The sequence below is a fragment of the Mycobacterium sp. NGS15 genome (genome assembly GCF_059813245.1).
The window spans coordinates 479,126-502,722 of sequence record NZ_JCALEF010000005.1; the positions used below are offsets into that span (position 1 = coordinate 479,126).

General features: G+C 65.4%; 28 protein-coding genes. 11 read left to right on the plus strand and 17 right to left on the minus strand.

Annotation, left to right across the window (positions count from 1 at the left end; all coding sequences use genetic code 11):
* Positions 1–23: 23 nt before the first annotated feature.
* A complete protein-coding gene (locus AC5Y5C_RS16910) occupies positions 24–410 on the minus strand; it encodes a RidA family protein (RefSeq protein WP_499974257.1) in 387 nt (128 codons plus the stop codon).
* Positions 411–466: 56 nt separating this feature from the next.
* Between AC5Y5C_RS16910 and AC5Y5C_RS16915 the strand changes: the two genes are divergently transcribed.
* Positions 467–1,297: an LLM class F420-dependent oxidoreductase gene (locus tag AC5Y5C_RS16915; protein WP_499974262.1), complete on the plus strand. Its 831-nt coding sequence runs from the start codon at positions 467–469 to the stop codon at positions 1,295–1,297.
* On the opposite strand, the gene AC5Y5C_RS16920 is transcribed toward AC5Y5C_RS16915, so the two are convergent.
* The 9 genes from AC5Y5C_RS16920 to ppgK all read right to left on the minus strand — a co-directional run bounded on the left by AC5Y5C_RS16920 (position 1,286) and on the right by ppgK (position 9,289).
* The gene (locus AC5Y5C_RS16920) at positions 1,286–1,957 is read right to left on the minus strand and encodes a VOC family protein (RefSeq protein WP_499974266.1); all 672 of its coding nucleotides are present in this window, start codon (positions 1,955–1,957) and stop codon (positions 1,286–1,288) included. The genes AC5Y5C_RS16915 and AC5Y5C_RS16920 overlap by 12 nt on opposite strands.
* Positions 1,958–1,990: 33 nt before the next feature.
* Positions 1,991–3,367, minus strand: a complete 1,377-nt coding sequence (locus AC5Y5C_RS16925) for an FAD-containing oxidoreductase (RefSeq protein ID WP_499974272.1) — start codon at positions 3,365–3,367, stop codon at positions 1,991–1,993.
* The gene (locus AC5Y5C_RS16930; protein WP_499974277.1) at positions 3,364–3,846 is read right to left on the minus strand and encodes a DUF4126 domain-containing protein; all 483 of its coding nucleotides are present in this window, start codon (positions 3,844–3,846) and stop codon (positions 3,364–3,366) included. The genes AC5Y5C_RS16925 and AC5Y5C_RS16930 overlap by 4 nt, the downstream gene beginning before the upstream one ends.
* Positions 3,847–3,913: 67 nt before the next feature.
* Positions 3,914–4,471: a methylated-DNA--[protein]-cysteine S-methyltransferase gene (locus AC5Y5C_RS16935; RefSeq protein WP_499974278.1), complete on the minus strand. Its 558-nt coding sequence runs from the start codon at positions 4,469–4,471 to the stop codon at positions 3,914–3,916.
* Between the two features lie 47 nt (positions 4,472–4,518).
* Positions 4,519–4,728 (minus strand): hypothetical protein, encoded by a 210-nt coding sequence (locus tag AC5Y5C_RS16940; protein WP_499974280.1) that lies wholly within the window; start codon positions 4,726–4,728, stop codon positions 4,519–4,521.
* Positions 4,729–4,749: 21 nt separating this feature from the next.
* A complete protein-coding gene (locus tag AC5Y5C_RS16945) occupies positions 4,750–5,688 on the minus strand; it encodes a hypothetical protein (RefSeq protein ID WP_499974283.1) in 939 nt (312 codons plus the stop codon).
* Between the two features lie 132 nt (positions 5,689–5,820).
* The gene (locus tag AC5Y5C_RS16950) at positions 5,821–6,786 is read right to left on the minus strand and encodes a sulfite exporter TauE/SafE family protein (RefSeq protein ID WP_499974284.1); all 966 of its coding nucleotides are present in this window, start codon (positions 6,784–6,786) and stop codon (positions 5,821–5,823) included.
* A 163-nt stretch (positions 6,787–6,949) separates the two neighbouring features.
* Positions 6,950–8,323, minus strand: coding sequence for an RNA polymerase sigma factor (locus tag AC5Y5C_RS16955; RefSeq protein WP_499974288.1), 1,374 nt, complete (start codon positions 8,321–8,323; stop codon positions 6,950–6,952).
* Between the two features lie 162 nt (positions 8,324–8,485).
* Positions 8,486–9,289 (minus strand): polyphosphate--glucose phosphotransferase, encoded by an 804-nt coding sequence (gene ppgK / locus AC5Y5C_RS16960; RefSeq protein WP_499974290.1) that lies wholly within the window; start codon positions 9,287–9,289, stop codon positions 8,486–8,488.
* A gap of 156 nt (positions 9,290–9,445) precedes the next feature.
* On the opposite strand from ppgK, the gene AC5Y5C_RS16965 reads away from it, so the two are divergent.
* On the plus strand, positions 9,446–10,270 hold the full coding sequence (locus tag AC5Y5C_RS16965; RefSeq protein ID WP_499974660.1) for an inositol monophosphatase family protein: 825 nt from the start codon (positions 9,446–9,448) through the stop codon (positions 10,268–10,270).
* Here the strand turns inward: AC5Y5C_RS16965 and cei are convergent.
* On the minus strand, positions 10,267–10,914 hold the full coding sequence (gene cei, locus AC5Y5C_RS16970) for an envelope integrity protein Cei (protein WP_499974291.1): 648 nt from the start codon (positions 10,912–10,914) through the stop codon (positions 10,267–10,269). The two genes, AC5Y5C_RS16965 and cei, sit on opposite strands and share 4 nt — an antisense overlap.
* A 201-nt stretch (positions 10,915–11,115) precedes the next feature.
* Here cei and AC5Y5C_RS16975 point away from each other — a divergent pair, with 201 nt between their 5' ends.
* Complete coding sequence (locus AC5Y5C_RS16975) at positions 11,116–11,418, plus strand: DUF4193 domain-containing protein (protein WP_499974293.1); 303 nt, start codon at positions 11,116–11,118, stop codon at positions 11,416–11,418.
* A 40-nt stretch (positions 11,419–11,458) separates the two neighbouring features.
* Here AC5Y5C_RS16975 and AC5Y5C_RS16980 read toward each other — a convergent pair whose 3' ends face one another.
* Positions 11,459–11,971: a DUF3093 domain-containing protein gene (locus AC5Y5C_RS16980; protein ID WP_499974295.1), complete on the minus strand. Its 513-nt coding sequence runs from the start codon at positions 11,969–11,971 to the stop codon at positions 11,459–11,461.
* On the opposite strand from AC5Y5C_RS16980, the gene dut reads away from it, so the two are divergent.
* Complete coding sequence (dut, locus tag AC5Y5C_RS16985; protein ID WP_499974297.1) at positions 11,964–12,434, plus strand: dUTP diphosphatase; 471 nt, start codon at positions 11,964–11,966, stop codon at positions 12,432–12,434. The genes AC5Y5C_RS16980 and dut overlap by 8 nt on opposite strands.
* On the plus strand, positions 12,434–13,189 hold the full coding sequence (locus AC5Y5C_RS16990) for a DUF3710 domain-containing protein (protein WP_499974301.1): 756 nt from the start codon (positions 12,434–12,436) through the stop codon (positions 13,187–13,189). Before dut ends, AC5Y5C_RS16990 begins: the two co-directional genes overlap by 1 nt.
* Before the next feature lie 33 nt (positions 13,190–13,222).
* On the opposite strand, the gene AC5Y5C_RS16995 is transcribed toward AC5Y5C_RS16990, so the two are convergent.
* Together AC5Y5C_RS16995 and AC5Y5C_RS17000 are read right to left on the minus strand one after the other, a co-directional pair.
* Positions 13,223–13,627, minus strand: coding sequence for a nitroreductase/quinone reductase family protein (locus AC5Y5C_RS16995; protein WP_499974662.1), 405 nt, complete (start codon positions 13,625–13,627; stop codon positions 13,223–13,225).
* Positions 13,628–13,665: 38 nt separating this feature from the next.
* Positions 13,666–14,526 (minus strand): NAD(P)H-binding protein, encoded by an 861-nt coding sequence (locus tag AC5Y5C_RS17000; RefSeq protein WP_499974305.1) that lies wholly within the window; start codon positions 14,524–14,526, stop codon positions 13,666–13,668.
* Positions 14,527–14,656: 130 nt separating this feature from the next.
* On the opposite strand from AC5Y5C_RS17000, the gene sigI reads away from it, so the two are divergent.
* The gene (gene sigI, locus AC5Y5C_RS17005; RefSeq protein WP_499974308.1) at positions 14,657–15,535 is read left to right on the plus strand and encodes an RNA polymerase sigma factor SigI; all 879 of its coding nucleotides are present in this window, start codon (positions 14,657–14,659) and stop codon (positions 15,533–15,535) included.
* 1 nt (position 15,536) lies between these two features.
* Here sigI and AC5Y5C_RS17010 read toward each other — a convergent pair whose 3' ends face one another.
* The gene (locus AC5Y5C_RS17010) at positions 15,537–16,199 is read right to left on the minus strand and encodes an alpha/beta fold hydrolase (protein ID WP_499974663.1); all 663 of its coding nucleotides are present in this window, start codon (positions 16,197–16,199) and stop codon (positions 15,537–15,539) included.
* Between the two features lie 225 nt (positions 16,200–16,424).
* Between AC5Y5C_RS17010 and AC5Y5C_RS17015 the strand changes: the two genes are divergently transcribed.
* Together AC5Y5C_RS17015 and AC5Y5C_RS17020 are read left to right on the plus strand one after the other, a co-directional pair.
* A complete protein-coding gene (locus tag AC5Y5C_RS17015; RefSeq protein WP_499974310.1) occupies positions 16,425–16,796 on the plus strand; it encodes an OB-fold nucleic acid binding domain-containing protein in 372 nt (123 codons plus the stop codon).
* Positions 16,797–17,543, plus strand: coding sequence for a DUF3159 domain-containing protein (locus tag AC5Y5C_RS17020; protein ID WP_499974314.1), 747 nt, complete (start codon positions 16,797–16,799; stop codon positions 17,541–17,543).
* A gap of 7 nt (positions 17,544–17,550) precedes the next feature.
* Here the strand turns inward: AC5Y5C_RS17020 and AC5Y5C_RS17025 are convergent, their stop codons facing one another.
* Together AC5Y5C_RS17025 and AC5Y5C_RS17030 are read right to left on the minus strand one after the other, a co-directional pair.
* Positions 17,551–18,210 (minus strand): potassium channel family protein, encoded by a 660-nt coding sequence (locus AC5Y5C_RS17025; RefSeq protein WP_499974315.1) that lies wholly within the window; start codon positions 18,208–18,210, stop codon positions 17,551–17,553.
* Positions 18,207–18,896: a potassium channel family protein gene (locus AC5Y5C_RS17030; RefSeq protein ID WP_139360249.1), complete on the minus strand. Its 690-nt coding sequence runs from the start codon at positions 18,894–18,896 to the stop codon at positions 18,207–18,209. Before AC5Y5C_RS17030 ends, AC5Y5C_RS17025 begins: the two co-directional genes overlap by 4 nt.
* 119 nt (positions 18,897–19,015) lie before the next feature.
* Here AC5Y5C_RS17030 and AC5Y5C_RS17035 point away from each other — a divergent pair, with 119 nt between their 5' ends.
* The 3 genes from AC5Y5C_RS17035 (at position 19,016) to nhaA (ending at position 23,588) form a co-directional block, all read left to right on the plus strand.
* Complete coding sequence (locus AC5Y5C_RS17035) at positions 19,016–21,022, plus strand: APC family permease (RefSeq protein WP_499974319.1); 2,007 nt, start codon at positions 19,016–19,018, stop codon at positions 21,020–21,022.
* Complete coding sequence (locus tag AC5Y5C_RS17040) at positions 21,023–22,189, plus strand: class I SAM-dependent RNA methyltransferase (protein ID WP_499974322.1); 1,167 nt, start codon at positions 21,023–21,025, stop codon at positions 22,187–22,189.
* A 100-nt stretch (positions 22,190–22,289) separates the two neighbouring features.
* Complete coding sequence (gene nhaA / locus AC5Y5C_RS17045) at positions 22,290–23,588, plus strand: Na+/H+ antiporter NhaA (protein ID WP_499974664.1); 1,299 nt, start codon at positions 22,290–22,292, stop codon at positions 23,586–23,588.
* Positions 23,589–23,597 lie beyond the last annotated feature (9 nt).

Consider the following 23,597-nt stretch of genomic DNA (forward strand, 5'->3'; position numbering starts at 1 on the left):
GGAGGTCTAGTGGTCTGACCAATTTACTCCACGATGGCCTCGGCCTCGATCTCCACCAGCGGCGCCGGATCGATCAGTGCCGAGACCTCGACCATCGTGGCTGCCAGGCGGATGCCGCCAAAAAACTCGCCGTGGGCCAAACCGACCTCGCGCCACCGCCCGATATCTGTGACAAAGATGCGGGTTGGTATGACATCGCGCAACGAGGCACCCGCCTGGCTAAGCACCGACTCGATGCGGCGCAGTGCCTCGCGGGTCTGTTCGGCGATGTCATCCCCGCCGACGGGTGACTGGCCCTGGCGTGCCGCCGTGGTTCCGGCGACGGCGACGTGACCGCCGGCCCGCACCGCGCGGGAGTAGCCGACCGCGGCTTCCCATTCACCGTGCGACGAAATATTCACCCGTTCCATGGCGGGCAGCGTAGGCGGCGGGAATACGTGCGGCGATCGAATAATTGGACTGCGATGTGACAGGACGCATTCGCATCGGAATTCAGCTGCGGCCCGCCAAGGCGCAGAACTACAAGCAGTGGCGCGACGCCGTGCTGCGCGCCGAGGACAAAGGAGTGGATGTCATCTTCGGCTATGACCACTTCCATTGGCCCGCCGGCACCCTCAGCAGTCAGGGAGTGGTGCTCGATGAGGTGCAACCCGATGTCAACAATTTCGAGGGCTGGACCGCGCTGGGATCGTGGGCTGAGGTCACCTCGCGTGCGGAGATCGGGCTTCTTGTCACCGGCGTGGGCTATCGCAACCCCGATCTGCTGGCCGATATGGCCCGGACCGTCGATCACATCAGCGATGGCCGGCTGATTCTCGGCGTGGGTGCCGGCTGGTATGAAAGGGACTACACCACATACGGATATGAGTTCGGTACGGCAGGTTCGCGATTCGACCTGTTCGAGGAGAGCCTGCTCCGGATCGAGAACCGGCTGGGTCAGCTGCTACCCGCGCCCGTGCGCCCGATACCGATCCTGATCGGTGGCGGGGGAGAGAAGCGCACCATTCCACTGGTGGCCCGGCACGCCCATATTTGGCATGCGTTCGCCGATATCGACACCTACCGGCGCAAGAACGACATCCTCATCGCCGAGACCGAACGAATCGGCCGCGATCACAACGAGATCGAGCGCTCGACCAGCTGGGGGCTGGATCCCGAACGAGGGTTGACGGCGGCTGAAGCAGACGCCTATGCCGACGTGGGTGCGAGATTGTTCACCGTGGGGATCGATGCCGACAACGATTACGACCTGTCGGTGCTCGATGCGCCGCTGGCCTGGCGCGACTCACGCTCCTAGCGGTTGAATCAGGCAGTACTCGCCGATCTCCCGTGCGGCGGGTACATCGGCCGTCACCACAGTGGGCGCGGCAGGTGGTGCGATCCGATTCTCCGGGCGCCACGTGACGTCGGAGGGCACCAGGATGAACAGGCCGTCGTGGTCACCCATCGGGCCGAACCCTGGCGCGGGTTCACCGAAGGGGAGTACGCCCAGCGTGTCGCACAGGAGCCTTTGGGTTTCCGGCACGTCGGACACCCCCACACCGACCTCGCTGAGAGAACGGATGTCGCCGGCACCGAAGGGGTGGTCGATCCGGTTATCGAGGATGTTGCGTTCGATGAGCTCGAGGACAGCATTGTCGGGACCGGTGAAGTAGATGCTGCGGGCCTGCCAATGGGGCGCGCAGCCGAATTCGTCGTGCCATTGGTCATCGGTCTGCAGGGTGACGCGCTGCGACAGCCACGCCTTGGCCGCGCTCAGGCTTCCCGCGGGAATGGTGAACGCAATGTGATGCGCGCCGTGATACGCGGGGCCCGAAACCATCGTGAGCGTGCTGTCCCCAATATAGACCGTCGCCCGCTCGTGATCGAGTTGTACTGGTAATTCAAGAGTTTCGGAGTAGAAGCGCGCAGCGCCGGATACGTCGGTAGCAGTGATCCGCACATCGTGAATCTTCATACCCGGATGCTAGGAGCTCACGCGCACTTGAGGTCAAACGAGTGGCTGGAGCTCGCCGAGGACGGTGGGCAAGAACTCCGCCACCGTGGGGTGAATGTGCATGGTGCGCTGAAGCTGTCGCGCGGGAACGCCGTACTGCATGGTGTCGAGCAGGCAGTGCACGACTTCGTCGCCGCCCACCCCGAGGATGGTCGCGCCCAGAATGAGATCGGTGTCGGCATCGACCAAAATCTGTATGTAGCCGTCGGTTTCGCCTTTTTCGATGGCGCGGCCCACCTGGCTCATCGGTTTGCGGCCGACGAGTACGGAGCGTCCCGAGGCGCGCGCCTGCGTCTCGGTCATGCCGACCCGGCCCAGCGGCGGATCTGTGTATAGGGCGTAGCAGGGCAGCCTGTCGGTGACTCGTCGTGGATCGTCATCGAGCAGGTTCGCGGCGACGATCTCGAAGTCGTTGTACGAGGTATGGGTGAAGGCCCCGCGACCGTTGCAGTCGCCCAAGGCCCAGATGCCCGGCACATTGGTGCGCAGCTGATCGTCCACCGTGATGTACCCGCGGTCGTCGGTGGTCACGCCTGCATTCGCCAGGCCCAAGTCGTCGGTGTTCGGTCGGCGCCCCACCGCGACGAGTACGTGAGAGCCGGTGACCTCTGGGGCACCCCGGATGCAATCGACGCCAACTCCGACGCCGTCGTCTCCGCGGGACAGGCTGATACAGGAGGCGTTGAGGCGAAAGGAGATTCCCTCACGTTCCAGGACTTTCTGAATGATGGCTGAGGCCTCAGGGTCTTCGCGTTCGACGAGCCGCGGGCCGCGATGCACCACCGTCACCCTGCTGCCGAACCGGCGGTAGATCTGCGCGAATTCCAATCCGACATAACTGCCACCGATGACGATGAGATGTTCGGGGACTCCGTCGTACTCGATGAGTGAGCTGTTGGTGAGCAGCGGAACCTCGTCGGCACCGGGCCAATCCGGAACCACTGCCCGGCCGCCGACGTTCAGGAAGATTCTTTCGGCGGAGATGATGTCGTCACCCACCGCGAGCTGGGTGGGAGTGATGAAGCGTGCGTGCTCGTGGTAGATCGTGCAGCCAAGGTCCTTGAGCCATTTTTCGCCACCGTTGCGCGACGGGAGGATCACCGAATCCTTGCGTTCCCGTACGCGGGCCATGTCCATGCTCACCGGGCCGTCGACGACTACTCCCCACCGGGCCGCGTCGCCCGCCATGTGGGCAGCATGTGCGCTGGCGACCAGCGCCTTGGTGGGGCGGCATCCGGTGTTGACGCAGGTACCGCCGAACAGATGTCGCTCCACGATGGCCACCGTCATCCCCGCGCCACGGAGCCGGGCGGCCAGGGAGGGGCCCGCCTGGCCGGCGCCCACGACGACGGCGTCAAAATGCGTGCTCACGTGGCGAGCACCAGGGTGATCGCAAGAGCCGCGGCGACGGTGACCGCATCCTCCGTCAGCGCGGCGGGCAGATCCTTACCGAAGACCCCGGCCAGCTTGCCGCGGGCCCATGCCCCGCCGAGCGTGCCGATCACCGCACCGACCGCACCGAGCAGAAGGCCGATGAGAAGTCCGGGGTAGGTGCCGCCCGCCAGGGTGCCGAACACCGCTCCGTAGAAGGCGCCGAGTACTACGCGCGCCGCGAACGCGGGCGGCGCCTTGCGGCTCGGAGTCTTGGGCAGTTTGTCGTTGACGATCTCGCCCACGGCCAGCACCGTCGCGATGATGGCCACGACCAGACTGGCCAAGAATGACGCCCAGGTACCCTCCACCAGAAGACATTTGGCGAATGCTGCCCAGCTCAACACGGCAAGCGGAGTCATCGCGCGCAGACCCGCGACGATTCCGATGAGAAGGGCAGCTACATACAAACCGGTCATGAGGTCTCCCGATGCGTTGGCCGGATCTTGATGCGCTAGAGCGTAGACCCGCGATGTGTCTTTCGCGTCAGAACAGTGTGGGGTCGTCGAAACCGGGGGTGTGTTCGAGTCTGAGTAGTTCGCGCTTGGTGACGACGCCGCCGTAGGCGGAGAAGCCATGCAGGCTGTGATCGGCGGCCAGCACCCGGTGGCAGGGGACGAGGAGTGGAATCGGATTGCGGCCCAACGACTGTCCGATAGCCTGCGCGGCGCCCGGCGCACCGACGGCTGCCGCCACCTCACCGTAGCTGCGGGTCGTGCCGGGACCGATGGCCCTGGTTGCCGCGTATACCTCGCGATCGAAATCGGTGACGCCGTCCAGATCCAGCCGAACCCACTGCAGATCGTCGTTCTCGCCGGCCAGGACGCGCTTCAGGCCGTCGATCGCCTCGGCCACGAAGGGCGGCGGCGCCACTTCGCTTGCCGCGGGACGCCGGATCCCGGCCAGGGTGGCAGCATCGTCATGTTCGGGCAGCTGCAATGCGACGATGCCGTTGTCGCTCCACGCGATGGCGCAGGTGCCGATGGCGGTGTCGAAGAAGCAGTGGCCCACGGTGCTCACGCTGCCCAGTATGGCCGGACCCACCGACAGGTTGCTCTTGCCGGTGGGTCCGCGCCGTGGGTGTCACGCCGTCATTCCAACGTGCGCCGCAGTTCCGCGATCGCGGCGGCCTTCTCCTCGGCGGTCAGATCTGGATCGCTCGCGACGATCTCGATCTTGTGCTCGATGAACGCGCGGTCATCCGCTCCCTCCCGGTGTCGGCGGCTGAGTTCTTCGAACTCCTGCCGCCGGTCGGCGATGGGGCCGTTACCGGGAGGGGGAGGCGATCCGTCATCACTCATGATCGGCTGCTCCTCGCTCGGTCAACTCTTCACCACGAAAGAGTAATTCGGGTCCAGGAACAGTGGCGAGAATCCATGTCCGTCATTGCGTATGGTCGAGTCGGCCGCACGCAACAGCGCCCATGGTCCCCAGTTGCCCGCCGCATCGCGGCCCACCAGCATCGTGTTGAGAAATCCAAGCCAACGCGTGTTGGTGTAGCTGTTCTGGAATGTCTCGACGATCGGGCCCCAGCTGCCGACCCAGCCGGAGGTCTGTTCGGCGGTGGAGGATTGATAGTCGAAGCGGTACACGAGATCCCAACGGTTCGCCGCACGGTTGTGGAGCAGCACCTCGTTGCGCCACCGGTTCGGTGCGATTTCGAACGATTGATTCCACACGAGCAGTGTCTGCAGGCCCCACCCGTGTGATGAAGTGCTGCGCAGGTACGACGTCAGATTCGCGAACGGGATATCGGTCTGCCAGTGATCCGAGCGCGCCCAGTCGAACACCTTGAATCGGGCGATGTCCTGCGCGTGGTAGGACACGAACGCCTCGACACCTTTTTGTGCCCGGTTGGTGGCGGTCAGATACAGGTAGTCGGCCACGTTCCCGCCGGGCTGGTGTGGGCAGACGATCTCGTAGTAGAACGAGGTGCCGCGCGCGAAGCGAGTGCGAAAGCTGTTCGTGTAGAACATGCCGTAGCCGACTCCGCCCGGAGGCGGGGTTATCCCGGCGGCGAGTTCAGCGATGTCCGCCACCCCCGCGGCCTCGGCCAGCGTTGCCTCACCCTCGCGGCGGGTGGCCGCCGAGAGCTTCGGATGTGATTGCAGCACAGCCAGCTTCGATGCGAGGAACGCCCGTTCTGCGTACGGGTCCTTGCTGCTCTCGGCGGTGAGCTTGCGGAACTTGCTGCGTCGATCGGCCACCTCACCGTCCAGGGGCGGCGGCGCGGTCACTTCTGTGTCGAGTGTTGCGGTCATGGTGTGTCCTTCGATTCCAGCCCGATGACTGTCACCGGGTTGGCACCATGCTGTGCGCGCGGACATCCGCTCGACATGCGTAGCGGGCTACTCCATTCCCGCCTCGATCGCCGCGGGCCCGCTTACTAGCTGCTACTTCGGTGCGGCAGCGATATCGTCGCCGGGCGTGTCTGCCAGCGCCCGTTGGGGTTCCGCGCTCGCTGCAATCTCACTGAAGTCTCCCGCGGCTTCGGTGGAGGTGAGCGTGGCCTTGCGCCACGTGTACGCGACCAGCGCGGCCCAGGCGATGACAATCACCAGGTAAATGGGCGTGCGCACCGAGTCGGGAGTGTCGAAGTACCGCAGCAGTGTGCGGGTGTTGGTCAGCACCAGTACACCGCCGACTGCGGTGCCGAGCACCACCGAGTTGACGCGCGAGACAAGCCAGGCCGCGATCGGCGCGGCGATCACACCGCCCAGGGCGAGCCCGGCGATCACGATCAAATTGTTGAAGAATTCAGAGCCGAGCCCGAACAGGAAGCCGATGCTCGCCGAGACGGCGACGATGAACTCCGAGGCACTGACCGAGCCGATCACCGTGCGGGGAGCGGCCCTCCCGCTCGTGAGCAAGGTGCTGGTCGTGATGGGCCCCCAACCACCGCCGCCGGAGGCGTCGATGAATCCGCCGAACAGGCCCAGCGGGGCCAGGAACCTCGCCGAGAACGGTGTCGTCGGCGCGTAGTTTCCACGCGGCGGGTTGGTGCTGAATCGGTAGATGAGGTAGACGCCGATGGCCAGCAGGATCCCCGCCGTGATCGGGGCGGCGGACTCGGTGGACAACCGTGACAGCACGGTGGCCCCGAGGAACGCGCCGATGCCGCCGGGTATGCCCAGCCGCAGCAGGACACGCTTGTCGACATTGCCGAACCGCCAATGGGAGGCACCCGAGGCCAGCGTCGTGGCGACCTCGGCAAAGTGCACCGCGGCGCTCGCATGGGCGGCACCGACACCGGTAAAAACCAGCAGGGTCGTCGCCGTCACCCCGAACGCCATACCGAGCGTCCCGTCGACGATCTGGGCGCCAACACCCACAAGGGTAAAGACGAGAAGTTTGATCACGGCAGGGCTCCTGGCGGGTATTTATGCGTCTAGCAGGAGTTTCGACAGTAGAGGTGACAGCTTCCGAATTCGCCAGTTGTTCTTACCGTGAGCGAAACCTGCGACTTGTCTGTCAACCCGCTGTGAGCTCCCGCAGTGCCCGTCCCAGCCAAGCGTGAAAGGTTTAGTCGAGGTAGTCCCGCAGCACCTGTGAACGGCTCGGGTGGCGCAGCTTCGACATGGTCTTGGACTCGATCTGCCGGATGCGCTCACGGGTCACGCCATACACCTGACCGATTTCATCGAGTGTGCGCGGCTGGCCGTCGGTCAGGCCGAACCGCAGGCGCACCACGCCGGCCTCACGCTCGGAGAGCGTCTCCAACACCGACTGCAGCTGATCCTGCAGCAGGGTGAAGGACACCGCGTCCACGGCGACCACGGCCTCGGAATCCTCGATGAAGTCGCCGAGCTGCGAATCGCCCTCGTCACCGATGGTCTGGTCCAGCGAGATGGGTTCACGCGCGTACTGCTGGATTTCCAGCACCTTCTCCGGCGTGATGTCCATTTCCTTGGCCAGCTCTTCGGGCGTGGGCTCGCGGCCCAAGTCCTGCAGCAGCTCACGCTGAATGCGGCCGAGCTTGTTGATGACCTCGACCATGTGCACCGGGATACGGATGGTGCGGGCCTGGTCGGCCATCGCGCGGGTGATGGCCTGGCGGATCCACCAGGTGGCATACGTCGAGAACTTGTAACCCTTTGTGTAGTCGAACTTCTCGACCGCACGGATCAGGCCCAGGTTGCCTTCCTGGATGAGGTCCAGGAACGCCATACCGCGGCCCGTGTAGCGCTTGGCCAGCGACACCACTAGGCGCAGGTTGGCTTCCAGCAGGTGGTTCTTGGCACGATCGCCGTCACGGCAGATCCACGACATGTCGCGGCGCTGCGCGGCCGGGAGCTTCTCGCCCTTTTCGGTCAGCTCGGTGACGATCTGGGTGGCGTACAGACCGGCCTCGATCCGCTTGGCCAGCTCAACTTCCTCTTCGGCGTTGAGCAGGGCCACCTTGCCGATCTGCTTGAGGTAGGCGCGCACCGAGTCCGCGGAGGCGGTCAGCTCGGCGTCCTTGCGGGCCTGTCGCAGCGCCTCGGATTCCTCTTCGTCCCAGACGAAATCGCCTGATGCCTTGTCCTTCTCGGAAGGCTCGTCGCTTTCGGCTTCCGCTTCGGGCTCGGGCTCTACGGCAACCTCGGCGAGGTCGGCCTCGATATCGGCGTCGGCGAGGTCGGGCTCGATATCCTCACCGGGCTCGACCTCGGCGTCCTCGGGGGTGCCCTGCGGCTCGAGAGCGGGATCGAGTGCCTTGCCAGCCGCCTTCTTGGCCGGTGCCTTCTTGGCGGGCGCAGCCTTCTTCACGGGTGCCTTGGCTGCGGCCTTCGCGGGTGCCTTCTTGGCCGGTGCCTTCTTCGCGGGTGCCTTCTTGGCCGGCGCCTTCGCGGCGGTGGACTTCGAAGGTGTCGCGGCGGTGGCCTGCTTTACCGGCGCTGCTTTCGTGGCTGCCACGTACGCCCTTTCCTGGATGCTTCTTCGACGCGCATGGGCATGCAAAATCGAGAATTTGGCTATCTGCTTGATGTTCGTCGCTGCCGGGGAACACCTGCGTGGCCCTGCGTGCGGCTATCTGACTGCCATTGTAACGACAACAGCGCAGAACCTGTGAAAAAGCTAAGGTGAAACGCCAGCGTGTGCGGCCATCGCCGCGCCGACGATCCCCGCCGTGTTCTGCAATGCAGCGGCCACCACCGGGGTTCGGTTCGTCAGCAGCGGCACCCATTTATCGGCCTTGCGGCTGATGCCGCCGCCCACGATGAACAGGTCGGGCCACAGCGCGTTCTCCACGGCCTCCAAGACCTTGGTGACCTCGGGTGCCCACTGCTTGTAGCTCCAATCGTTCTTTTCCTTCACGGACGACGCCGCACGATGCTCGGCTTCCATACCGCCGACTTCGATATGCCCGAACTCTGTGTTGGGCAACAGGATTCCGTTATGAAGAACGGCGGAGCCGATCCCGGTTCCGAACGTCAAGAGGACAACCACGCCGGACTGATCCTTGCCCGCGCCGTACCGGTCCTCGGCCATCCCGGCGGCATCGGCGTCATTGAGCACGGTGACGGTTTGGCCATCTAATTCGGCGCTGATGATGTCGTGGACGTTGACGCCCAACCATGATTTGTCGACGTTCGCGGCGGTGCGCGCCTCGCCGTGCACGATCACGCCCGGATAGGTGACGCCGACGGGCCCTGTCCAGGAGAAATCACGCACGACTGTGGCGATGGTCTCCGCGACGGCGGTCGGCGTGGCGGGCTGGGGAGTGGGGTATTTGACCCGTTCGCCGATCATCTCGCCGGTTGTCAGATCGACCATCGCGCCCTTGATGCCGCTGCCGCCGACGTCGACGCCGAACGCTCGCTGCACGGTCTCGCCGGCTCCCGTCGCGGGTGCGAACGGTCCGGATTCGGTGGCGGTCATCGGCGCTCCTTGGCCCTGGGTCTACATGGCTGGCGAACACGGTCGAACACAGCCGGAACAGACTGAATGCGAGTGACACCCTAATGCCCCGGGGGACGCCGCGCGTGAAGCCTGTGGCTGTGCTGCGATAGAGGCGTGGGAACCGAACCGGAAGCGTTGCGTTCAGTAGCGGTGCGGCTGGCGTCCGAGGCCGCCGAGTTCGTGCGTCATCGTCGCGGAACCGTCGATTGGGCGGCCTCCGTGCGGACCAAGAGCTCCGAAACAGATCCTGTGACCCTCGTCGACACCGAATGCGAACGGCTGCTGCGCCGACGTCTGTCGGCGCTGTGCCCCGAGGACGCGATCCTGGGGGAGGAGGACGGCGAGACCACCGGCGGCGCCCGCGGCTCAGCGCCCGTGCGCTGGGTGATCGACCCGATCGACGGCACGGTCAATTTCGTCTACGGCATTCCCGCGTATGCCGTGTCGGTGGCCGCTCAGGTGGACGGGGTATCGGTGGCGGCCGCGGTGGCCGACGTCGCGGCAGACCGCGTCTTTTCGGCGGCCTCGGGTCTTGGCGCCACCGTGCGCGAGGCCAATGGCCTGCAGTGGCCCTTGGCGTGTAATCCGGTCCGGGAAGCGCGGCTGGCTCTGGTGGCTACAGGCTTCGCATATTCGACCGTGCGGCGAGAACGTCAGGCTCAATTGGTCGCGCAGCTCTTGCCCAGGGTGCGTGACGTGCGGCGGATCGGTTCGGCAGCGCTGGACCTGTGCGGGGTCGCAGAGGGGCGCGTAGATGCCCAATACGAGCATGGGCTGGGGCCGTGGGATTGGGCCGCCGGCGCTCTCATCGCCCGCGAGGCCGGCGCGGTGCTGGTGTTGCCCGACGCGGACGCCCGGAGCCCGGAGGGCGCCCTGATCGCAGCCATGGCACCCGGTATCGCCGAGGAGTTCGGGCAGCTCTTGACCGATATCGGAGCGACAGCGCCGATTCCCGGCTAACAGGTGCTCTGCCGCGCCTTGAGGATGAAATCAGAATTGGCCTGGTTACCGGATTTGAGGCTGTTGAGCGCCGAGGTCACCGCGTTTCCGGAGGCAAGCTCGGTGAACTCGCTGCCGAGCGCCAGGTCCACCGAGTCGCCGGATCGCTTGTCCTCGATGAACTCGACGCACGGCGCCACCAGCGAGAGCGTCAGGGCGTTCGCGTACCCGGATTCCCCGAAGCGGATCTGTCCGACACAGTTCAGACGGGAGCCGCTGGGGTAGAAGGGGTCGTTATCGGCGCTCGGTGAGGGGAATCCCAGATCGCGCAGCGCAGTGGATACGTCCCCGGCCTGTCCGGCCTGGCCGTTGGCGTTGAGGACGCGTGCCTTGACGTCGTTGAGCGTGGCCGGCGTGGTTCCCGACAGCGAGGAGCGTGATACCGGCTTACCGATGGTCCCGGATCCGGGCTCGGTCTGCTGGGCGGGCGGGTTGCATGCCGTCGCTTCCTTGACCGGTGCTTCCCGGGTGAGCGCTGAGGCCCAGACGAACACCGTGACGACCAGGAGCACTATTCCCACACAGAGGGCTGGCAAATAGTTCCGGCGGCGGAACGGGCGCCCGTCCTTGTCTACCGAGGTGCCCTCGGTGATGTCTGCGACCACGGATGGCACTCTAGGCCAGCTGACTTCTGCGCGACAGACGACGAAATAGAAGAGATGTCCACTGCCGTGTGATGCAAATCACACAAAGAACCGGCGGGATCCGGGCACTAATAGTTTGTGGTGTCCGTTTCAGCCTGGTACAAAGCCTTGCTGCGCCTAATGCAGAAGCTTGAAGACGAGATGGTGATTGGGGATGGACGCATGGCTACCGACTACGACGCTCCGAGGCGAAATGACGCCGACGATGTGTCAGAGGACTCGTTAGAGGAGCTCAAGGCTCGTCGTAACGAAGCACAGTCGGCGGTGGTCGATGTCGATGAGGCGGAAACCGCCGAATCGTTCGAGCTACCAGGTGCCGACCTGTCCGGTGAGGAACTGTCGGTACGGGTCATCCCGAAGCAGGCCGACGAGTTCACTTGTTCGAGCTGCTTCCTGGTGCACCACCGCAGCCGGCTGGCCAGTGAGAAGAACGGCCAGCTGATCTGCACCGACTGCGCGGCCTGAGAGTGGAGCTAGTCGCGGCTGGTCGCGGCTTGGCCGCGTACTAGCTCCGTAGGGCAGCCAGTACCCGATCGGGATGGCGGCTGCTCACCAGCCAGTACGGCGTCGGATCTTCCGGGTCGTCGAGTACCACCAAGACCAGCGGGCCGATCCATGCTCGGTGCACCACGAAGGCCGCCGGATCAAGCTGACGGCCGAGCGCCGAGCTCTTCGCGGTGGCCGGAATTGCCGCGGACTTGGCGATCACACTGACCGGCAGATGTGCCGATCCGGCGCGCAGCTCGGCCGCACCATCGGGTCCGGTGGCAACCTCCACGCGGATCCTGCTGAACCACAACAAGACTCCCGCGACTATCGCGAACAGGATCGGGTACGGCACCCAGCTGGGAAGCTGCCGCATGCTCTGATTGATTTCCAGCCCGAGCAGCGTTGCCGCACCAAAGCCGGGCAGCGTCCACCACCACGGAACCCACAGCCGCTCGAGGTAGCGGATATCGGTCGTGTTGTTGGGGGAGGCCGTCACGCGGCCAAGGGTAGTCTGGGCGATCGTGCCCACACCTACGAGATTGGCGATTGTTCGCCTCGATCGAGAGCTTCCCCTGCCGTCCCGTGCGCATGCCGACGATGCGGGGGTCGATCTCTACAGCGCCGAGGACGTCGTGCTCGAGCCCGGGCGCCGGGCTTTGGTGGGTACCGGTATTGCCGTGGCCATCCCGACAGGGATGGTCGGATTGGTGCATCCGCGCTCCGGCCTGGCTGCGCGCGTGGGCCTTTCAATCGTCAACAGCCCTGGCACGATCGATGCCGGGTATCGTGGCGAGGTGAAGCTCAGCCTGATCAATATGGATCCAGAGACCCCGATCGTCATCGCCCGTGGCGACCGGATCGCGCAGTTGCTGGTTCAGCAGGTTGAGTTACCCGAGCTGGTTGAAGTGGATTCCTTTGACGAGGCCGGTCTGGCCGTGACCACCCGCGGTGTGGGCGGACACGGGTCCAGCGGCGGACATGCGAGTTTGTGATGGCTTTACACCGAAGTGGTGGTCTCAACGACCTGGACGACACAGCCGATGCCTCGTCGGAATCGTCGGCTTCAGGCGAAACATTTGACGGCCCATACGAAATCGAGGACTTCGACAGTCCGGAGGACGCGGGAACCGGGCGCTTGGACCTGGGCTCGGTACTCATCCCGGTACCCGAAGCCGGACAGATCCAGGTCGAGTTGACTGCTTCCGGTACTCCGGGCGCGGTCTTTGTGCTGACACCCAACGGGCGCTACTCGGTAGCCGCCTACGCCGCGCCGAAATCCGCCGGACTGTGGCGCGAGATCGCGGGCGAACTGGCTGAATCGCTGCGCAAGGAAGCTGCCGAGGTCTCCATCGCCGACGGTCCGTGGGGTCGAGAGGTCGTCGGCGTCGCCGAGGGAGGCTCCGTGCGCTTTATCGGGGTCGACGGCTACCGGTGGATGATTCGCTGTGTGCTGCAGGGGCCCGCCGAGACCTTCGACGCTCTGGCGCAGGAGGCGCGCGACGCGGTCGCCGATACCGTCGTCCGCCGCGATGACAGCCCCTACCCGGTGCGTACCCCGTTGCCGGTCGTGCTGCCCGAACCGATGTTGGAGCAGCTGCAGGCGGCTCAGGCACAGGCGATGGCCCAGGCAGAGGCCGAGGCCGCCGCCGAGGAACCGGCTCCGCAGGATGATCCGACCCCCGTAGCCCGCCGCAGTGTCTCCGGGTCGGCCATGCAGCAGCTGCGGTCCACGATCACCGGCGGCTAGATTCCACGGGCGGTACCGAGCGACCTCGGGGATTTAGTCGGGATCGAACCGAAACACCGACAGCGTGCCGGCCAGGGCTTCGAACTCGTCCGGGGTCCCGTGACGGACCAGCCCGGCACTTTTCGCGAACCGCACGCCCACCGGAACCTTCAGGGCGAATTCGCGTAGCGCGCGCCGCGCCGTCTCGGGCGGCACGCTGATGATCCTGACGTGCTGGACACGGTTTCGTCGGGTGAGAGTCCCGGAACCGGCCGCGGCGGCATTGCGTGGCCAATCCGCGCCCGGATAGCCGCCCACGGCATAGAGGTGACCGTCCATCTCGAACGGTGTGATCGGCGTGGGGCGAGGATGTCCCGTCTTTCTGCCGGGGACGGTCAGCACCATCGCCGGACCAGTGGGTATGCCGAGACGGTGAAATGCCCGCACCACCTTGTTCATCGGTGTGAGCCACCACGGTGGGCTACTGGTCATTGCCGTCATCCCTTCTGAGGTGCGAACTCGGCACGTGCGAACGTGGCCCGGAATCTGTTGGCCCATGCCGCGAATGTCTCTGCGGGACGCTCGAGTATCCGGTCCACCTCGTGTGTGACAACCGCAGGCACGGTCACCGTGGCTGCCTGCATGGCCAGGTACGCGTCAGCGAATCCCGCCGGAAAGCCCAGGCCGGCGAAGCGCTGACGGACGAGGTCGTCGGAAACCTGTTGGTATTCCAAGGGGCGATGCAGAACGTTCCCGAGCACCGCGACCAGGTCGGCATTGGTGAATGCCTGCGGACCCGTCAACGGGATGCACTGACCGACGAGATCGTCGCCGAGCAGAGCATGTGCTGCGACCTCGGAGATGTCCCGGTCCGCGATGGGAGCGGCAGAGGCGGCCGCGTACGGTCCGCGGACCACATCGCCCGCCGTGAGCTGGCCCGACCACATCCCGAGAAAGTTGGAGGCGAAGACGGACGGACGCAGGCTCACCCACTCCACTCCGGAACCGACGGCATACTGTTCCACCTCCTTGTTCCGGTCGCCGCGGAACCGTGATGGTTGCCGGGAGAAGTCGTCATCGCAGTTGATCGCCGATAGCGCGACCAGGCGGGTAACCCCTTCGCGTACAGCCTGATCCACAACATCTGCCAGATCCTCGCCGAGTGCACGGGAATTCAGGAAGACGGCGGTGGCACCGCTGAGACCGGCCCGGGCCGTCTCGACTGTTTTCACCTGGGGCGAGAAGTCTGCGTGCCCAGGGTGACGGGTGACCGCGCGTACGTCGGCGCCCGCCGCGCTGAGCAGGTCCACAAGCGGGCGCCCCACATTGCCTGTTGCGCCGGTGACGAGAATTGTCATGTCGGTTACTCCAATTCGGGAGGTTCGGATGGCTTTCGATATTTCGGCCACATGAGTACGACGGGGCGCGGGCGCGAAAAGTTACTGATGCGGTCGGTAACTTTTCGGGCTGCGGAATCGTCGTAGTGACATGGATTCCTCGTCTTCGCGCGATGCGCTGGTGGCCGCGGCCTGGCGTGAGCACTATCCCTACCTGGTGAATCTGGCCTATCAAATGCTCGGAGACATCGGGGATGCCGAGGACTGCGCTCAAGAAGCGTTCGTGCGGCTGGCGCGCGCCGACGAGACGGAGATCGACGAGCCGCGGGCCTGGCTATCGGTGGTGACCGGCCGGTTGTGCCTGGACCAGCTGCGTTCGGCGCGGATGCGCCGCGAGCAGACGGGCGTCGCATCGACGGTGGAATCCGCTGCACCGCTGCATATTTCCGTGAGTGCTGATCCCGCGGACAGGGTCACTCTGGACGACGAGGTGCGTGGTGCTCTGCTGGAGGTGCTGCGCACGCTGAGTCCCGGCGAGCGAGTCGCGTTCGTCTTGCACGACGTATTCGGCGTCCCGTTCGAGGAGATCGCGTCGACAGTGGGCCGTCCGGTGGGCACGTGCCGCCAGCTCGCGCGGCGTGCGCGCACTAGATTCCAGCAGTCCGCGTCGCGCACCGGCGATGTCACCGGTGCCCAGCACCAGCAGCTGATCGAAAAGTTCGTCACCGCGTGCGCCAACGGTGATCTGACCGGATTGATGGCGGTTCTGGACCCCAGCGTCTGGGGGGTCGGCACCATCATCGGAGATCCCGCGCTCCCTCCGCAGGTGAACCGTGGACGCACCGATGTCGCCACCAACCTGCTCGTTTACCTGGGCCACGGCGCCACGCTGGTCGGTGGACCATTCGGGCAGCCAGTTCTACTCGCCTTCGCGCAGCGCAGGCTGTTCGCGGTGGTCACCCTGTCGGTGCGCGACGGCCTGGTGCTCAAGATCGAGGCCACGGCCGATCCCGCGGCCCGCGGTCTGTGACTCAGATGTCGTTTAGCGCACCGACACACGCCTGACCCAGACAGGACGGGTCAGCTCCCAGCTGATCGAGAGTGAAGGTGCGCAGTGCCGCGCGGGGAGCCCAGGACGCCCAGTCCTGGCCGACAGCGAGCGGATGTATCGGGTCATCGGTGGCCGCTGCCACCGCCAATGGCACGGTCAAGCCGCGGATATCGTCGGCAGCCGGGTTCTCGAAGGCCGACACTTCCTCCATGGCATTGGGCAGGCCCGGCCATTGCCCGGCCCACGACCGGGTGAGCTCTGCCGCAAGCCAGGCCGGGCTGCTGGCCTGCATCGCGGCGGTCACTGCCGCCAATCCGTCGGAGCGCAGCGACTCCGCAGTGACCCGGGCGGATACCGAGGCCGGCGAGTTATCCGGCTTGCCGGTCCACGCAGGCATGGCGGCTAGCACCGCCACCGCTGCTCCGGGGTTCTGCAGAGCCCACGTCAGGGCGACAGCGGTCCCGATGGACACCCCGCCGACGACGATCGGCCCACTTCGCGCGGCCCGATCGAGCGCCCGCACATAGCCGCCTACTAGGTCGTTCGGTTCCGGACGGACCGCGACCAGGGTGGCCCCCGCACTGCGCAGGGCAGGCCCGAAGGCCCGCGTGATGAAGTCGTCGTCGGAGCCCGTACCGGGCATGAGAACAGCCGTGTGGCCATCAAGTTCTGGGGATATGCCGCTTGCGCGAGGACCGTCGAGGGGCGTCACGCACCTGATCTTGCCCGGTGTGCGGGACACCCCGGGGGCCGCCTGGCATCGGGGCGTGCAAAGGTCTACCGTGGCGGTTGCACCGATGAGCCGCTTGCGCCAAGTGACTCCACGAGCGATCACACGATCGGGCATGTTGAGAGGCCAGGACTAGAAGTGGCTACCACCGGCGGTTATCTGCGTCGACTGACTCGTCGGCTGACAGAGGACCTGGACCAAGTAGACGCCGAGAAGATCGGTGACGACGCCGCCGCCACCGGTGCTCAGCGCGTTATCGATTGTCAGCGCGGCCAAGAGGTCACCATGTGCGGAACGTTGCGCACCGTGGAGACCAACTCCAAGGGATGCGTAGCCGGCGTGAAGGCCGAGCTGTTCGATGGCACCGACACGGTGACGCTGGTATGGCTGGGGCAGCGCCGCATCCCCGGTATCGAATCGGGCCGCACCCTGCTGGTGCGCGGTCGGCTCGGCAAGCTTGAGAACGGCGGCAAGGTGATCCACAACCCGTACTACGAGATTCAGCGCTAAGTGCCAGAAACCTCATCGCACGAGCCCGACGGCTCGGGCGGCGCACATGTCGGCTCGGACACCGCGGAGGGCCCGCAGCTGAAGTTCAGTGTGCCCGGGACCAAACCCGAGGAGCCGGGAAGCTCTCCGCTGCACGAGATGTGGCACCAGGCCGGGGGATGGCAGGGAATCGTCTACTCGTCGATCCCGGTGATCGTTTTCGTTGTCGCGGTCAGCGTCTCTTCGTTGATGCCGGCGCTCATCGCCGCGCTGGCCGCCGCGACCCTGGTCTTGATCTGGCGTCTGGTGCGGCGTGAATCGCTGCAACCGGCGGTCTCGGGATTCATCAGCGTCGGCATCAGCGCGCTGATCGCCTACCTGCTGGGGGAGGCCAAGGGCTACTTCCTCATCGGGATCTGGGCCAACTTCTTCTGGGGCACGGTGTTTTTGGTATCGATCATCATCCGCCGCCCGATCGTGGGTTACGCCTACAGCTGGGCCACCGGTGGCGATATGTCGTGGCGCGGTAACCGGCGCATCCTGACCGCCTTCGATATCGCGACGGTGGCCTGGATCGCATTGTTCGCCACCAGATTTGTCGTGCAGGAGTGGCTGTACCTCGCGGGTAACACGGCCTGGCTGGGCGGTGCGAAGATCGCGATGGGCTGGCCGTTGACGGCCGTCGGTGCCCTCATCACCCTGCTGGTGATTCGCTATGTGCGCCGCCACACCGACAATGCGGCCGAGGAATCCCCGGCGGGCAGCTAGTCGCCGACTACTGCGGCAGGACTGCGCGGTGTAGCTCGTCCTCGATATCCGCGGTGGCCACCAGGATTAGCTCGTCGCCGCCTTCGAGAGGCTCGTCGGGCTGTACCGGGATGACCCGCGATCCGCGCAGAATCGCCACCAGCACCGCATCGCGGGGCAGATCCAGCTTCCGGACCGGCTTACCGCCCCAGGGGGTGTCGTCGGGAAGGGTGATCTCCACCAGATTGGCCTGACCGCGCCGGAACTCCATGAGCCGCACCACGTCACCCACGGCGACGGCCTCCTCGACGAGGGATGCCAGCATGCGCGGTGTCGACACCGCGACATCGACGCCCCAGGCATCGTCGAACAGCCACTCGTTGCGCGGATCGTTCACCCGGGCCACGACGCGTGCCACGGCGAACTCGGTCTTGGCCAGCAGGCTCAGTACCAGATTGGCCTTGTCGTCGCCGGTAGCCGCGATCACCACGTCGAAGGTGTGCAGTTCCTCGGCCTCCAGCAGGCTGATCTCGCAGGCGTCCCCAAGCCGCCAATGCGCCTCGGGCACCGACTCGGGATCGATGTGATCGGGATTGCGTTCCAGCAGGGTGACGTCGTGGCGGCTCTCGATGAGCTCGCGTGCGATGGAACGCCCGACAGCGCCGGCACCTCCGATGGCGACCTTCATCGGGCACCCCCGTGGTCATCGTCGGCGTCCTCGCCCGGCGGCTGCGCAGCGATCGCCATGGCCTCGGCGGCGCGTCCGGACACCGCTGATACGTATACCTCGTCACTGTCCTGGATGACCGTCTTGGCGTCGGGAAGCACGCCCGTGCCGAACCGGATGATGAAGGCCGCCCGCGCACCGGTAGCGGTCTCCAGCGCCGTGACGCGCTTGCCTATCCACTCTTCGTGCAGCGCGAGCTCGGTGACGACAACCGAACCGGATGGATCACGCCACTTGGTGGTGTCGCTTTCCCGGGTGAGGGCATGCAGCAGACGATCGGTCGTCCACGGCACGGTGGCGACGGTCGGAATACCGAGGCGCTCGTAGACGGCGGCGCGTTTGGCGTCGTAGATGCGGGCCACTACGCGCTCGACGCCGAAAGTCTCGCGGGCCGCCCGGGCCGAGATGATGTTCGAGTTGTCGCCTGAGGAGACCGCGGCGAATGCCTGTGCCCGCTCGATCCCGGCCCGCAATAAGACGTCGCGATCAAATCCCATGCCGACGATGCGTTCACCGGTGAATTCGGGGCTGAGCCGGTTGAACGCGGAGGCCTCCTTGTCGATGATCGCCACCTCGTGGCCAATCCTGGCCAGGCCCCCCGCCAGCGCGGCACCTACCCGCCCGCAGCCCATCACCACTACTCGCACCGGTAGACCCTTCTGGATAGGCGTTCGTCTCAGTACTTGACGCAATGCCGAACGCCGCGTCACGGCACCCGACACAGCGATGTCAAGTGAGACCGTACCGCGATTGCTCGCGTGGCCTAATGTTGGCGTTCGTGTCTACGCTTTCCAAGCTGTCGACGGCGGCTCGGCGTCTGTTAATCGGCCGCCCGTTCCGCAGTGACAGCCTTGGCCATACCCTGCTGCCGAAGCGCATCGCGCTACCGGTTTTCGCCTCCGACGCATTGTCCTCGGTGGCGTATGCGCCCGAGGAAATCTTCCTGGTGCTCTCGGTCGCGGGCATGTCTGCCTATGCGTTGACGCCGTGGATCGGGCTAGCGGTCGCCGCGGTCATGATGGTCGTGGTCGCGAGTTACCGGCAGAACGTGCACGCCTATCCTTCCGGTGGCGGCGACTACGAGGTGGTGACCACCAATCTCGGGCCTACCGCGGGCCTGACGGTCGGCAGCGCCCTGCTGGTGGATTACGTGTTGACCGTTGCCGTTTCCATGTCTTCGGCGATGTCGAACATCGGCTCGGCTATTCCGCTTGTCGCGCAGCACAAGGTCACCTTCGCGGTGGTCGCCATTGTGATCCTGATGTCGATGAATCTGCGCGGTGTCCGCGAATCCGGCGCCGCGTTCGCAATTCCCACGTACGCCTTCATGGTCAGCATGTACCTCATGTTGGGCTGGGGGCTGTTCCAGATCTACGTACTCGATACCCCGCTGAAGGCGGAGTCGGCCTCCTTCGAGATGCATGGCGAAGGCAACGGCATCCTGGGCTTCGCGCTGGTGTTCCTTGTCGCGCGGGCTTTCTCGTCGGGGTGTGCGGCGCTGACGGGTGTGGAAGCGATCAGCAATGGTGTGCCGGCATTCCGGAAACCCAAGTCACGCAACGCGGCCACCACGCTGTTGCTCCTGGGCGGCATCGCCATCACCCTCTTCATGGGGATCATCCTGCTGGCGGAACGCACCGGAGCCAAGATCGCCGAGGACCCCGCCACGCAGCTGGTGGGTGCCCCCGCCAACTACCACCAGAAGACCCTGGTCGCCCAGCTGGCCGAGGCGGTGTTCGGTGACTTCCGGATCGGCTTCCTGTTCATCACCGTGGTGACGGCGCTCATCCTGGTGCTGGCCGCCAACACCGCGTTCAACGGTTTCCCGGTGCTCGGATCGATTCTGGCGCAGGACCGCTACCTGCCGCGTCAGCTGCACACGCGCGGCGACCGGCTGGCGTTCTCCAATGGCATCATCTTCCTATCGGCCGTCGCGATCCTGTTCGTGGTGGCTTTCAAGGCCGAGGTGACCGCGCTCATCCAGCTGTACATCGTCGGTGTCTTCGTGTCCTTCACACTCAGCCAGATCGGCATGGTGCGGCACTGGACCCGGTTGCTCACAACCGAGACCGACCCAGCGGTACGCGGCAAGATGATCCGCTCGCGCGTCATCAACACCATCGGTTTTATCATGACCGGGGCGGTGCTGCTGGTTGTCCTGGTCACCAAATTCCTTGCCGGAGCATGGATCGCGATCCTGGCAATGGGCCTGCTGTTCGTGCTCATGAAGATGATCCACAAGCACTACAACACGGTGGCCCGCGAGCTGGACAACCACGAGGGAGAGGTGGTGCTGCCCAGCCGCACCCATGCGGTCGTCCTTGTTTCCAAGGTGCATCAGCCGACGCTGCGCGCCCTCGCCTACGCCCGTGCCACCCGGCCCGACGTGCTGGAGGCAATCACCGTCAGCGTTGACGATCGGGACACGCGAGAGCTGGTCAGGGATTGGGAGACAAGCGATCTCAGCACTCCGTTGAAGGTGATCGCCTCCCCATATCGTGAAATCACCCGGCCGATCCTCGATTACGTCAGACGCATCAGCAAGGAAGCGCCACGCACGGTCGTTTGCATCTTCATCCCGGAGTATGTGGTGGGGCATTGGTGGGAACAGGTGCTGCACAACCAGAGTGCGCTGCGACTCAAGGGGCGTCTGCTCTTTGTCCCCAATGTCATGGTCACGTCTGTTCCCTGGCAGCTTGACTCATCCGAACGTCGTCGGGAGCTCGACGAGCAATCCGCACCCGGCGACTCGCGTCGCGGTTTCGACTCGTAAATGGCAATCGGCGAAATCCTCGAGGTCCAGACCGGCGGGCCTGCCAACGGGGGCAGCGTGGTGGCCCGGCACGACGGACGCGTCATCTTCGTCAGATACGCGTTACCGGGCGAGCGGGTGCGTGTCCAGATTACCGACGACCGGCAAGCCAGCTTCTGGCATGGCGCTGCCATCGACGTCCTCGACCCGTCGCCGCACCGCATCGATCCGATATGCCCCATCGCGCACGGCAGTGGCGAATCTGGTTGCTGTGACCTCTCTTTCGTCGACCCGGGGTATCTGCGTGAGCTCAAGGGCGATGTGGTGAGCCAGCAGCTGGCTCGGCTCGGCAAGTACGACTGGCAGGGTGTGGCCGAGCAGGTTGGGGCCGGAGACTCCACGGGGTGGCGGACTCGGGTGCGTTTGGACGTGAATGCCTTGGGTCAGCCCGGCTTTCATCGGTATCACAGCGACGAGCTGGTGACGGACCTGCGCTGTGCACAGGTCGTGCCGGGGTTGCTCGATGGGCTGGATGAGCCGGATCTCGGTTCCGAGGGCCCGCTGCACGCGGTGATGGACGATCAGGGACGCCGACATGTGGTGCGCGGCCGTTCGGTTGTCGAGGGCGAGGACGTTGCGGTTCAGAAGGTGGGGGACCGGCACTGGTTGGTGCCGGTTACGGCCTTCTGGCAAGCGCACCGCGACGCGGCGAGCACGTACAGTCGGCTGGTCTCCGAATGGGCTGAGCTGGAGCCGGGGATGAATGCCTGGGATTTGTACGGCGGCGTCGGGGTCTTCGCCGCGGTGCTGGGGGAGGCAGTGGGACGTACGGGACGTGTTGTCAGCGTCGACACCTCACGTCCAGCGTTCCGTAGCGCCAAGAGTGCGCTGGGAGATCTGCGGCAGATCACCATGATCTGCGGTTCGGTACGGCACGCCATGCGCGACCTGGGTAAGGCCGATGTCGCGGTGTTGGACCCGCCCAGGGCGGGTGCCGGACGTGAGGTCATCGGGCGAATCGCCGATGCCAGCGTGCCGAGAGTTATCCATATCGGTTGTGAAGCAGCGGCATTCGCGCGCGATGTGGGCCTGTATCTGGAGCGCGGGTATCGGGTGCGTGAACTGCGGCTCTTCGATGCTTTCCCGCTGACCCATCACATCGAGAGCTTCGCGCTGCTCACCCGATGAGACGGCGCCAGTCGTAAAGATCTTATAAGGTAACTCTTCGGGTGTGCCGGGAAGTCTGGTCGGCGGTACTTTGCCCTGCCAGCAGAATGGACACGCACCCATGCGCCTGAGCCAACGCGTCTTCACCCGCGGATCGTGGGCGGAGTCATCTCGCGTCGCCGGGATTCTGCGCAAAGAAACCGTCGGCGGAGTGCTGCTGGTGGTGGCGGCGCTGATCGCACTGCTCTGGGCGAACTCGCCGTGGAGTGCGTGGTACTACCGGCTGGGTGCCATCACCGTGGGGCCGGAGCGATTGCACCTGAACCTGACTCTCGCGGGCTGGGCCACCGATGGGCTGCTCGCGATCTTCTTCTTCGTGGTGGGCGTGGAACTGAAGCGCGAATTCGTGGCGGGGGATTTGCGGGATCCTGGCCGCGCCGCGTTGCCGATTGTCGCTGCTATAGGCGGCATGGTCGTGCCGGCCGCCATCTATCTGGCGGTGAATGCCTCCGGTGGTGGCGAGGCGATGCGCGGCTGGGCAATCCCCACCGCCACCGATATCGCCTTCGCGCTCGCCGTGCTCGCCGTGATTTCAACGCATCTGCCGTCCGCGCTGCGCACATTTCTGCTCACCCTGGCGGTGGTGGATGATCTGCTGGCCGTCATCGTGATCGCGGTCTTCTACACCGATGAGCTGCATTGGGGGCCGTTGGGCCTCGCACTCATTCCCCTTGGGCTGTTCGCGCTGGCGGTGCAGCGCCGCCGCCGAGAATGGTGGCTGCTGGTGCCACTGGCACTGTCCACCTGGGCATTGGTGCACGCCTCGGGGGTACACGCCACCGTGGCGGGTGTGCTGCTGGGATTCACTGTTCCCGTCTTGAGGCGAGATGGTCGTACCGATGTGCACGGGATGGCCGAGCGCTTCGAGCATCGGCTGCGACCGTTGTCGGCGGGTGTCGCGGTGCCGGTGTTCGCGTTCTTCGCTGCGGGTGTCACCCTCGGCGGCTTCGCCGGGCTGTGGCAGGCGCTGCGGGACCCCGTTGCTTTGGGCGTGGTGTTGGGCCTGGTGGTGGGCAAGCCGATAGGGATCTTCCTGACGACGTATCTGTTGGCGCGGTTCACGCGGGCCAGCCTCGATGACGATCTGAGCTGGATGGATATCGCCGGCGTGGCACTGCTCGCGGGGATCGGCTTCACGGTGTCGCTGCTCATCGGCGAATTGGCGTTCGGTGCGGGGTCGGCCGCCGAGCACGTCAAGGTCGGCGTGCTCGCCGGATCGCTGACATCGGCGGCCGTGGCCTCGGTCGTGCTGAGGCTGCGTAACCGGGCGTATCAGCGCATCGAGGCCAAGGAGAGCCTTGATGCCGACCACGATGGAGTGCCCGACGTTTTTGGCTCCGCTTCAAGCGACCGAATCTGAATCGCTGCG

What these genes read in the sequence shown, in the direction of transcription:
- AC5Y5C_RS17010 (WP_499974663.1), bottom strand. Translation starts at nt 16,199, where the DNA reads ATGCCCGGTACGGGCTCCGACGACGACTTCATCACGCGGGCCTTCGGG.
- AC5Y5C_RS17040 (WP_499974322.1), top strand. Translation starts at nt 21,023, where the DNA reads ATGGCAATCGGCGAAATCCTCGAGGTCCAGACCGGCGGGCCTGCCAAC.
- AC5Y5C_RS17035 (WP_499974319.1), top strand. Translation starts at nt 19,016, where the DNA reads ATGTTGGCGTTCGTGTCTACGCTTTCCAAGCTGTCGACGGCGGCTCGG.
- AC5Y5C_RS17025 (WP_499974315.1), bottom strand. Translation starts at nt 18,210, where the DNA reads ATGAAGGTCGCCATCGGAGGTGCCGGCGCTGTCGGGCGTTCCATCGCA.
- AC5Y5C_RS17000 (WP_499974305.1), bottom strand. Translation starts at nt 14,526, where the DNA reads ATGACAATTCTCGTCACCGGCGCAACAGGCAATGTGGGGCGCCCGCTT.
- AC5Y5C_RS16995 (WP_499974662.1), bottom strand. Translation starts at nt 13,627, where the DNA reads ATGAACAAGGTGGTGCGGGCATTTCACCGTCTCGGCATACCCACTGGT.
- AC5Y5C_RS16990 (WP_499974301.1), top strand. Translation starts at nt 12,434, where the DNA reads ATGGCTTTACACCGAAGTGGTGGTCTCAACGACCTGGACGACACAGCC.
- AC5Y5C_RS16940 (WP_499974280.1), bottom strand. Translation starts at nt 4,728, where the DNA reads ATGAGTGATGACGGATCGCCTCCCCCTCCCGGTAACGGCCCCATCGCC.
- nhaA (WP_499974664.1), top strand. Translation starts at nt 22,290, where the DNA reads ATGCGCCTGAGCCAACGCGTCTTCACCCGCGGATCGTGGGCGGAGTCA.
- AC5Y5C_RS16930 (WP_499974277.1), bottom strand. Translation starts at nt 3,846, where the DNA reads ATGACCGGTTTGTATGTAGCTGCCCTTCTCATCGGAATCGTCGCGGGT.
- ppgK (WP_499974290.1), bottom strand. Translation starts at nt 9,289, where the DNA reads ATGACCGCCACCGAATCCGGACCGTTCGCACCCGCGACGGGAGCCGGC.
- sigI (WP_499974308.1), top strand. Translation starts at nt 14,657, where the DNA reads ATGGATTCCTCGTCTTCGCGCGATGCGCTGGTGGCCGCGGCCTGGCGT.
- AC5Y5C_RS16945 (WP_499974283.1), bottom strand. Translation starts at nt 5,688, where the DNA reads ATGACCGCAACACTCGACACAGAAGTGACCGCGCCGCCGCCCCTGGAC.
- AC5Y5C_RS16910 (WP_499974257.1), bottom strand. Translation starts at nt 410, where the DNA reads ATGGAACGGGTGAATATTTCGTCGCACGGTGAATGGGAAGCCGCGGTC.
- AC5Y5C_RS16975 (WP_499974293.1), top strand. Translation starts at nt 11,116, where the DNA reads ATGGCTACCGACTACGACGCTCCGAGGCGAAATGACGCCGACGATGTG.
- AC5Y5C_RS16920 (WP_499974266.1), bottom strand. Translation starts at nt 1,957, where the DNA reads ATGAAGATTCACGATGTGCGGATCACTGCTACCGACGTATCCGGCGCT.